This window comes from Marinobacter sp. SS21, assembly GCF_028369065.1.
Classification (GTDB): Bacteria; Pseudomonadota; Gammaproteobacteria; order Pseudomonadales; family Oleiphilaceae; genus Marinobacter.
Genome location: NZ_JAQNDA010000017.1, coordinates 54,320 through 64,665, shown reverse-complemented (window position 1 = coordinate 64,665; position 10,346 = coordinate 54,320). Strand labels below are relative to the sequence as shown.

General features: G+C 57.0%; 8 protein-coding genes. 2 read left to right on the top strand and 6 right to left on the bottom strand.

Annotation, left to right across the window (positions count from 1 at the left end):
- Nucleotides 1–261: 261 nt before the first annotated feature.
- From purT to N6L25_RS17020, 4 genes are all read right to left on the bottom strand, one after another.
- Entirely contained in the window at nt 262–1,458 is a 1,197-nt protein-coding gene (gene purT / locus N6L25_RS17035) for a formate-dependent phosphoribosylglycinamide formyltransferase (protein WP_271982822.1), read from the bottom strand.
- 104 nt (nt 1,459–1,562) lie between these two features.
- Nucleotides 1,563–1,745: a DUF1289 domain-containing protein gene (locus N6L25_RS17030; protein WP_271982820.1), complete on the bottom strand. Its 183-nt coding sequence runs from the start codon at nt 1,743–1,745 to the stop codon at nt 1,563–1,565.
- Nucleotide 1,746: 1 nt separating this feature from the next.
- Entirely contained in the window at nt 1,747–2,274 is a 528-nt protein-coding gene (locus N6L25_RS17025) for a gamma carbonic anhydrase family protein (RefSeq protein WP_271982817.1), read from the bottom strand.
- 13 nt (nt 2,275–2,287) lie between these two features.
- Complete coding sequence (locus N6L25_RS17020) at nt 2,288–2,911, bottom strand: NUDIX hydrolase (RefSeq protein WP_442915265.1); 624 nt, start codon at nt 2,909–2,911, stop codon at nt 2,288–2,290.
- Between the two features lie 135 nt (nt 2,912–3,046).
- On the opposite strand from N6L25_RS17020, the gene N6L25_RS17015 reads away from it, so the two are divergent.
- Nucleotides 3,047–3,610: an NUDIX hydrolase gene (locus N6L25_RS17015; protein ID WP_271982814.1), complete on the top strand. Its 564-nt coding sequence runs from the start codon at nt 3,047–3,049 to the stop codon at nt 3,608–3,610.
- A 20-nt stretch (nt 3,611–3,630) separates the two neighbouring features.
- On the opposite strand, the gene N6L25_RS17010 is transcribed toward N6L25_RS17015, so the two are convergent.
- On the bottom strand, nt 3,631–3,942 hold the full coding sequence (locus tag N6L25_RS17010; RefSeq protein ID WP_271982811.1) for a Nif3-like dinuclear metal center hexameric protein: 312 nt from the start codon (nt 3,940–3,942) through the stop codon (nt 3,631–3,633).
- A 515-nt stretch (nt 3,943–4,457) separates the two neighbouring features.
- Entirely contained in the window at nt 4,458–8,363 is a 3,906-nt protein-coding gene (purL, locus tag N6L25_RS17005; RefSeq protein ID WP_271982808.1) for a phosphoribosylformylglycinamidine synthase, read from the bottom strand.
- A 459-nt stretch (nt 8,364–8,822) separates the two neighbouring features.
- Between purL and mltF the strand changes: the two genes are divergently transcribed.
- Nucleotides 8,823–10,343 carry a membrane-bound lytic murein transglycosylase MltF gene (mltF, locus tag N6L25_RS17000; RefSeq protein WP_271982805.1) on the top strand — a complete coding sequence of 507 codons (1,521 nt, stop codon included), beginning with the start codon at nt 8,823–8,825 and terminating at the stop codon, nt 10,341–10,343.
- Nucleotides 10,344–10,346: the final 3 nt, after the last annotated feature.

Genomic DNA, 10,346 nt, shown 5'->3' with positions numbered 1-10,346 from the left:
ACCGCCGAAACCTCCCGGCTACCTCGTTCAAGGTGGCGCGCATTTTACCGTGCTGAGCCACCTTGTCAACCGCTATTTTGAAGAAAGTTGAAACTCAAAATCTTCAATAAAACCAAGCGGTTGCCTTTCGATTTCCGGCCCACTTAAGTGGCGTGCCCCTCGAAAGAGATGCGCATTCTACAGACCTCAGCGGAGGTGTCAACGAGGTTTCGGAAATAATTTCAAAAACCCCGAATATCGCTCACAATGCAACCAAACCGGCTACAAATCAACCTGTATGGAGCCCGAGGCCCGCTCAGCTTTCGCCTTCGCCTCATCGACAGTGGCAGCCTTGGCCAGAGCAACCCCCATACGACGACGCCCCTTCAATTCCGGCTTACCAAATAGACGCAGCTGCACATCGGGCTCCGACAATGCCACTTCAAGGCCGGAGTAGGCCGGCGCCTCGGAGTCCCCTTCTGGCAATATGACCGAAGACGCCGCCGGCCCGAGCTGGCGAATTGCCGGCACAGGGATACCCAGTATTGCCCGCGCATGCAACGCGAACTCCGACAGATCCTGGGACACCAGGGTCACCAGTCCAGTATCGTGAGGACGCGGCGATACTTCAGAGAAGTAGACTTCATCACCTCGAACAAACAACTCGACGCCATAAACACCATATCCACCCAGATTTTCGGTGACCGCGCCAGCGATCTCGCGAGATCGGGCCAGGGCCTTCTCGGTCATAGCCTGGGGCTGCCAGGATTCCCGGTAATCACCATCCTCCTGACGATGCCCGATGGGTTCGCAATAGCTGACCCCGCCGGAATGGCGTACGGTGAGCAGGGTAATTTCATAATCGAATTCGACAAACCCCTCGACGATCACGCGTCCTTTACCGGCACGACCACCGCTCTGCGCGTAATCCCAAGCCGGCTCAACATCGGCTTGCGAGCGAACGGTGCTCTGCCCCTTGCCGGATGAACTCATCACCGGCTTGACCACCAGAGGCAATCCAATCTCCTCAATGGCTTGCAGATAGGCCTCTCGGGAATCGGCAAACCGAAACGGCGAAGTAGGCAAGCCCAACTGCTCAGCCGCCAGCCGACGAATGCCCTCACGGTTCATGGTCAGATTAACCGCTCGCGCGGTCGGCACCACCCGATAACCCTCTTCTTCCAGCTTAACCAGCTCCTGGGTGGCGATCGCTTCAATTTCCGGCACGATCAGCTGAGGCTGCTCCAGCTCGATCACCGCTCTTAACGCCTGAGCGTCGAGCATGTCGATGACGTGGCTGCGATGCGCCACCTGCATGGCCGGCGCGTTGGCATATCGATCCACCGCAATCACTTCAACGCCCAATCGCTGCAACTCGATAACCACCTCTTTACCCAACTCACCAGACCCACAGAGCAATACCCGGTAGGCATTGTTCCGCGATGGTGTGCCCAGCTTGATCGTTACTCCGTCGCTCACCTTGTACTCTCCAACACGTTAGACTCTCCAACACTTTGAACGTATCTGCATTTTGAACTTTCCAAAATGTTCGTTCGATTTTTTATCAATCCAGGGGCACTGGTTTACAGCGCCACCTTTTCTTCCCGCTTGGCCACCAGCCTCAGGACATCCCGACGCTCATCGTTGGTTAACTGACTCCACTTCAGGATCTCGTCTCCGGTGCGATGACAGCCTATGCATACGTCGTTTTCGTCGAGCGCGCACACACTCACACAAGGCGATAACACTTTGTCGGCCACACTCATATCAGATCTCTACAGGCTTCAGTTCATCGAGATAACGGCGCGCATTCTGAACATAATGTGCAGCGCTGAGCTCAAGCATTTTCTTCTGGTTGTCATTCAGCTCTTTTTTGACCTTGCCAGGCGAGCCAACAACCATAGAGCCATCCGGAACCACCATCCCCTCAGGAATGAGGGTATTCGCTCCGATCAGACAATGCCTGCCTATCTTCGCCCCGTTCAATACCACCGCATTGATTCCAATCAGCGAATAATCGCCGATTTCACAGCCGTGCAACATGACGTTATGGCCAACCGTCACGCCACGGCCCAGGGTTAATTTAATGCTGGCATCGGTGTGCAGAACGGCGCCGTCCTGGATATTGGATTCCGGACCAACGGTGATGACGTCGTTATCACCCCGGATTACAGCGTTAAACCAGACACTGCTGTGTTCCTCCATCAACACGCTGCCTATAACGGTGGCATTGCTAGCAATAAATTGTCCTTCGCCACGCAATTCAGGGCGGCGGCCTGCCAATTCGTAAAGCATTATTTCTCTCCTGTCAGTCCGTGCGCGGCTCCAGCAAATCAACGCCGGCATCGTACACAGCATTCAGAAAGTCGACCAGTACAACAGCCGACAATCCCCAGATCTGATATCGCTCCCACCGATAGCAGGGAACGTAGAAGGTGTGGTTCATAAAAGGAATGGCATCCGTACGCTCGCGCCGATCTTCCAGAAAGAATTCGATGGGAACCCGAAAAATACTTTCAATCTCAGCAGGATTGGCGGTAAGTGGCGCATCCGCGGGGATCACTCCGACATAAGGGGTGACCAAGATGCCATGGCGTGACATCACCTGACTCAGCGGCGCCACCACCTGCACCAACTCGGGCGCCAGACCGATTTCCTCATGGGCCTCGCGTAACGCAGTGTCCGCCAGCGAGCCATCCTGCTTGTCGCGCTTGCCACCTGGGAAGGAGACCTGCCCCCGATGAGTGTTCAAATTGGCTGAGCGTAACGTAAATACTATCTCGGGGTGACTACGATCCTCAGTCACCGGTACCAATACGCCAGCTTCGGGGTAATCGAGTGCAAGCTGCCTAGGTGCATACCCGGCCAGACGTTCGCTTAAAAGATTGTGCAATTTCCCACTCCCGATCACTGCATTTGAATGAGGCGCCATTGAATAGCTTCGATCCATTTCTGATTTTTAGCACCTTCGGAGCTATTCAGTGACTCCGTAAGTGAGACAGACCGGGGCCAGCCAGATACACTGGGAAGCACAGGATTACTTCTCCAAAAGTATACGAGGATCTCCATGAAATACTGCAGCAGTTGCGGCCATCTCGTCGAACACCGCATTCCTGAGGGGGATAACCGACACCGCTTCGTCTGTCCGAGCTGCGATACCATACACTACCAGAACCCACGAATCGTCGCCGGCACCCTGCCGGTGTGGGAGGGCAAAATCCTGCTCTGCCGGCGGGCCATCGAGCCCAGATATGGCTACTGGACCTTGCCGGCCGGATTCATGGAAAACTCGGAAACAACGCTGGAGGCCGCAGCCCGCGAGACCTGGGAAGAGGCCTTGGCGGATGTGAGCATTGATGATCTATACACAATCATCCACGTGCCTCATATCGACCAGGTACATATGTTCTACCGAGCCAGCCTTAAGACCGGAGAGTTCGGTGCCGGCGAAGAGTCCCTGGAATCCCGACTGTTCAGCCTGGACGAAATCCCCTGGGAAGAAATTTCCTTTCCAACGGTAAAGCGCACCCTGGAACACTTTATTGAAGACATTGAGCACAATAACTTCCCGGTCCATGTCAGCGATATCCGGTTTCAACTGGGGCAGAAGGCAAAGGCGGCGACGTCATAACGCCCGATGCCGGTCGCTCCCTAGAAATCTTCGAGACGATACACCTCATACGCCGGCTCTTCGTATGGATGCGCTGCTTTGAGCGCATCCACCGCCCGCCGGATCAGATCGTCCCGACACACCATCTCAACTTTATACTCGCTAACAACCTCCAGCTCGCCCCGCTCCCCCAAAAACGGCTGACTGCCATCCAGCGGCCTGAACTGTCCCTGACCTAACGTCTGCCAGGCACACGCATCGTAATCCCCTATGCGACCGGCCCCCGCTTCAAACAGGGCGCGCTTGGTTTGGTCCAGATGGGTCTCAGGCACAAAAAAACACAACTTATACACAGCTACTTCTCCCCAACCGCGATCCGCCCTCCCCGCTGCCGAGAAGAACATTTTTTGTACAGATTAATCGCTTAGAAACTTACCCACAGATTCTGTGGATAACTCTGGGGATAGTTTTTGGGAATCCGCCCCTACCCCCCATAACTACTGACCTCGAGTCAAATTGGTGACAAATTCGCCTATTAGGATAAACGCTTTACTATCAATAGCTTACACTGATGGCTCAAAAGTTATGCAATGAATATCGAGCTTGCTCAGCGGGCATACAGCACAGCACCGAAAATGTGCATAAACCTTACGAGTCAAGAGTTTTTTCTGCGTTTCAGGCAAGTTTTGCTCTTGATTTCCGCCGCACAACCGTACCCATCAGCGACATTTTTTTGTTACACCGATGTAGCTGAGCAAGAATGATACAGTTGGTAACGATATTCGTTACTAACAGCCACAAAAAAACCGATCATGGGCTGCTCCAAAATGCAGCAGCCCATGATCGGTTTTAGTTCAGAAGGCAGCGCTTAGTCAAACCAACGACGAGCATTCCTGAACATGCGCAGCCAAGGACCGTCTTCCTGCCAGGCATCCGGTCGCCACGAGAATTGCGCGGCCCGGAACACCCGCTCAGGATGAGGCATCATGATGGTCACACGGCCACTGGCCGAGGTTACACCGGTCATGCCCGCTTCAGAGCCGTTCGGGTTGTATGGATAGCGCTCGGTAGCTTGGCCTCGGTTATCGACATAACGCAACGCCAAACGGCCATCGCCAGCTAACTGGGCCGCGGAGGCCCCGCCGGAAAACTCGACCCGGCCTTCACCGTGAGCAACCGCAATTGGCATGCGGGATCCTGCCATCCCGTCCAGGAACGCCGAGTTGGACTTAACCACTTCCACCATGGCCAAGCGAGCCTCAAACTGCTCGGACTGATTGCGCACAAACCGCGGCCAGCCCTCACTGCCAGGGATAAGCTCATGCAGATTGGAGAGCATTTGACAGCCGTTACAAACGCCAAGTGCGAGGCTATCCTCCCGCTCGAAGAACTGGGCAAACTGGTCCCGAACCCGATCATTAAACAGGATCGACTTGGCCCAGCCCTCGCCGGCACCCAACACATCGCCGAACGAGAAGCCACCGCAGGCGACCAGAGCGTTGAAACCCTCCAGATCGGCTCGACCGGAAAGCAGGTCGCTCATATGAACGTCAAACGATTCGAAACCGGCACGATCGAAGGCGGCAGCCATTTCTACCTGACCATTCACGCCCTGCTCCCTCAACACCGCAACCTTGGGCCAAACCCCTTTGGCGATATACGGCGCAGCAACGTCCTCATTGAGATCAAAGGTCAGCTCAGCGTGCAAGCCAGGGTCCGCGGAATCGAGAATGTTATCGAATTCCTGCTGGGCGCAGTCGGCATTATCTCGCAGCGACTGGATCCGATAGCTGGTTTCGGACCACAGACGCTGAAGGTCGCTGCGGGCTTCATCAATCACGGACGCGTCGTCGAAGGAGAAGCGAATACGATCTTCGCTGTTCAGTGTTCCGATCACCGAGGTGTGCTCGCCCAATCCCGCTGCCGAGAACTGCTGCAGAACCAGCTCGGTCTCTTCCCGCCGAACCTGAATCACCGCACCCAGTTCCTCGTTAAACATCTCCCGGGCAAATTGACTGTCATCCTCTGCGAGCCCATCCAGCTTGACGTCAATACCTACCCGGCCGGCAAACGCCATTTCCACCAAGGTAACCAAGGCACCACCGTCGGAACGGTCGTGATAGGCGAGCAATTTACCATCGCCATTCAGCCCCTGAATGACAGCGAAGAAGGCCTTGATGTCTTCCGGATCGTCCAGGTCTGGTGCAACGGCACCAACCTGACCATACACCTGGGCCAGCGCCGAACCACCCAAACGGTTCTGGCCGGCAGCCAGATCAATGAGAATCAGATCCGTTTCGCCGGCGTCGGTCCGCAATTGCGGCGTCAATGTACGGCGGATATCGGTGACTGGTGCAAATCCGCTGACAATCAACGACAACGGCGAGGTAACGCTCTTCTGTTCACCGCCGTCTGCCTCCCAGACCGTCTTCATCGACATGGAGTCCTTACCCACCGGGATGGTGATTCCCAGTTCAGGACACAGCTCCATACCAACGGCTTTAACGGTGTCATAAAGATTGGCGTCTTCCCCGGGATGTCCGGCAGCGGCCATCCAGTTTGCCGACAGGCGAATATCGGAGAGCTTTTCAATGGGCGCGGCGGCCAGATTGGTAATGACTTCTCCAACCGCCATGCGGCCGGAAGCCGGCGCGTCGATGGTTGCAACCGGTGTACGCTCCCCCATCGCCATGGCCTCACCGGTGTTCACGTCGAACGAGGCCGCCGTGACTGCAACGTCACTGACCGGCACCTGCCAGGGTCCGACCATCTGGTCGCGGGCCACCAGGCCGGTAATGGTGCGGTCACCAATGGTAATCAGGAAACTCTTGCTGCCTACCGACGGCAGACGCAGCACTCGTTTGACCGCATCTTTCGGGTCAATCCTGGTGCTGTCGAAAATAGGCTTGGTAAATGAGGAGCGGGCCACGCTTCGATGCATCTTCGGGGGCTTGCCGAACAGCACTTCCATCGGCAGATCCACGGCCTTGTCATTGAAGTAGGAATCGGCCAGTTCCAGATGATGACTCTCGGTTGCCTCACCGATGACCGCATAGGGGCATCGCTCCCGGCGACAGATGGCATCGAACAGCTCGAGATTTTCCGGCGCCACCGCCATGACATAGCGTTCCTGGGATTCGTTACACCAAATCTCCAACGGCGACATACCGGGTTCATCGTTGGGAATTTCACGCAGCTCGAACTTACCGCCCCGGCCACCGTCCTTGACCAGCTCCGGCATGGCATTGGACAGACCGCCAGCGCCTACGTCATGGATAAAGCAGATCGGGTTGGCATCGCCCTTCTGCCAGCAACGGTCAATGACTTCCTGGCAGCGACGCTCCATTTCCGGGTTGTCGCGCTGAACGGAGGCAAAATCGAGATTTTCATGACTGGAGCCGGAGTCCATGGAGGATGCCGCACCACCGCCCAGGCCGATCAACATTGAGGGCCCGCCGAGGACGATCAGCTTGGCGCCCACCGGAATATGGCCCTTTTCCACATGCTCCGGGCGAATGTTGCCCATACCGCCAGCAATCATGATCGGCTTGTGGTATCCCCGAACTTCTTCCCCGTCGGGGCCGGAAACCGCTTCCTCGAAGGTTCGGAAATAGCCTGCCAGGTTGGGGCGACCAAACTCGTTGTTGAACGCCGCACCGCCAATGGGGCCTTCGATCATGATGTCCAGGGCAGAGGCAATGCGTTCCGGCTTACCGTAGCTGCCTTCCCAGGGCTGCTTGTCACCCGGGATGTTCAGGTTGGATACGGTGAAGCCCGTTAATCCCGCCTTGGGCTTGGAGCCACGACCGGTTGCGCCTTCATCACGGATCTCACCGCCAGAGCCGGTTGCCGCTCCAGCGAACGGCGAAATGGCGGTCGGGTGGTTGTGGGTCTCCACCTTCATCAGGATATGGATGTCTTCCGGATGATAACGGTAAACGCCGGAAGCCGGGTCCGGGAAGAACCGACCGCCGTGACTGCCAACAATCACCGACGCATTGTCCTTATAGGCGGACAGGACACCGTCGCTGTTCATCTGGTAGGTGTTACGAATCATCGCGAACAGCGACTTGTCCTGGGCCTCACCATCGATGTCCCAGGACGCATTGAAAATCTTGTGGCGACAGTGTTCCGAGTTCGCCTGTGCGAACATCATCAATTCCACATCGGTCGGATCACGAGCCAGCCCGGCAAAAGCATCGACCAGGTAATCGATTTCATCGTCTGCCAGCGCCAGGCCCAAGTCCTGATTCGCAACTTCCAGGGCGCGACGACCTCCGGCCAGGATACCGACCGCATTCAGCGGCCGCGGCTCTTCCCGATTGAACAGCAATTCAGCGCCGCCCATTTCGTGGAACACCTTCTGGGTCATGCGATCGTGCAGCAGCGCGGCAATCTTCTCCCGCTGCTTGAGCCCCAGCTTACCCTCGGCCTTGATGTAGTAGGCCGTACCCCGCTCAATCCGGCGAATCTGCTTGAGACCGCAATTGCGGGCAATCTCAGTCGCCTTGCTCGACCAGGGTGACAGCGTGCCTGGACGGGGCACCACCAAAAAGAGGATGCCATCGGGTTGCTCGACCGGCACGCTCGGACCGTACCGCAACAGGCGGTCGAGAACCTGCTGTTCCGCCGGTGAAAGTTCGGCTTCCAGATCGGAAAAGTGCATGAACTCAGCGTATACATGCGCCACCTCGGGCACGACGGCCTGAATCTGGGCAAGAAGTTTCTGAGAGCGGAAGGGCGAAAGCGCGGGAGCGCCGCGAAGTTCCAGCATGGTCTAAACCTGTATCACGCTAATCTGGGAATCGGGTCGGGCCTTAGCGATGGGATGCTAAGACAGTCCTCGGTCTGAACGGCCGCCATAATACTGGAAAGCGGCTTCGGGATACAGAGATGAAGGCAGTGGAATCCGACTATAAGACAACTTGATTACGCTCAACAAATCGCCAAAATGGGCTCCGACGAGAACGGTACGGCGTCACAGACAGTCATTCCAAGTCAGGCTGGCCAGTGTTGGCACTGATCAAACAACATACAATTTACAACGTTTTGCACAGATCGCGACCCGTCAGATTGACCAACTGCACAGGTGTGGGCCATGATTTCATTGAGGCATGGAATGCCTGACCCGCTTTCTGTCTGGGGCCTCTCAACTAGCCAAGACCCTGTTGAGCAAGCAGTTTTGCTACTGGCCTGAGTGACGTACACCCTCGACACCGATGTACGGGAGACTATGGATTTGGCACGACTTACGCTTACCACGACGTATAGAGACATCCGTATTGGCGCCTACTGGCTGGCAATCGCCGGATATGTCCTGCTAGCAACCGGCTGCTCCCGCCCCAGCACTCTGGAAGAGATCCGTTCCGAGGGTGTACTGCACGTCATCACCAGAAACGCCCCGTCCATCTACTACGAAGATCAGCACGGCCCTGCCGGTTTTGAATACGAATTGGCCCAGCGCTTCGCCGATCACCTGGGTGTTGCGCTGAGAGTCCGAGTCGCCGAGGACAATACTGAAATCCTGTCGGTACTGGACCGTAACTACGCCCACATTGGCCTTGCCGGCCTGGCCGAAGGACCGGAGTTCGCCGAGCGTTTTCATACCGTGCCCATCGGCATGCAGGCGCAATCCGTGGTCATCTACAACCGGGAAATAAACCGCCCGCAAAGCGTTGCCGACATCGCCGACACACCGGTGCACATCATCGCCGACAGCTATCATGTTCGCCACTTGCAGGCACTACAGTCCGAGCATCCTGCGCTGGAGTGGCAACAGCACAGCGAATTGGACGCGGCCGGCCTGCTCAAGCGGGTCGAGAGCGGCGAATTGCCCGTCGCGGTCATCGCCTCCAACGAACTCGCCATCAACCACGTCTTCTTCCCGGGGGTCAAAGAAGCGTTCAGCCTGAGCGAGCCGGAAAATCTGGCCTGGCTGCTGCCGATTGAGCAGGACCCCTCACTGGTCAACGCTGCGAAGGATTTCCTGGCACAGTTAGACGCTGAGGGCACGCTGGCCCAGCTCACCGAGCGCTACTATGGCCACCTGGACCGACTCAATTACGTGGGTGCGCGCACTTTTGTGCATCATGTCCGCAATCGTCTGCCCCGCTACGAAAACCTGTTCCGTGATTTTGGCTCCAAGCACGGGCTGGATTGGCGCCTGCTGGCAGCCATAGGCTATCAGGAGTCGCACTGGCGGCCCAATGCGGTTTCTCCCACCGGCGTCAAGGGGCTAATGATGCTGACCCGGAACACCGCCAGCTACGTCGGCATCAGCAACCGCCTGGACCCGAAACAAAGCATCGAGGGCGGCGCCCGTTACTTCACCATGGTCCATGACCGCATCCCAGAGCGCATTCCGGAACCGGACCGGACCTGGTTCGCGCTGGCCTCCTACAACGTTGGCTTTGGTCACCTTGAGGACGCCCGGCGACTGACCGAGGCCGGCGGCAAAAACCCCGATCGCTGGATGGATGTCAAAGAGTTCCTGCCGCTGCTGGCACAGAAGGAGTGGTACACCAAGACCCGATTTGGCTATGCCCGAGGCCACGAGCCGGTGATCTATGTTCAGAACATTCGCCGCTACTACGACGTGCTAGCCTGGATGCGGGACCCGTCGCAGGCCACCGAGCAAGTCGCCACCCAGGAGGTGTTCGATTTAAGCGGCGAAGTCAGGACCGAGACCGGCTCCAGCGGGCAGGACCGCGCCACGCTACCCAAGGCGTTAGGCGTCACCCCCCCGACGCTTTAGGCC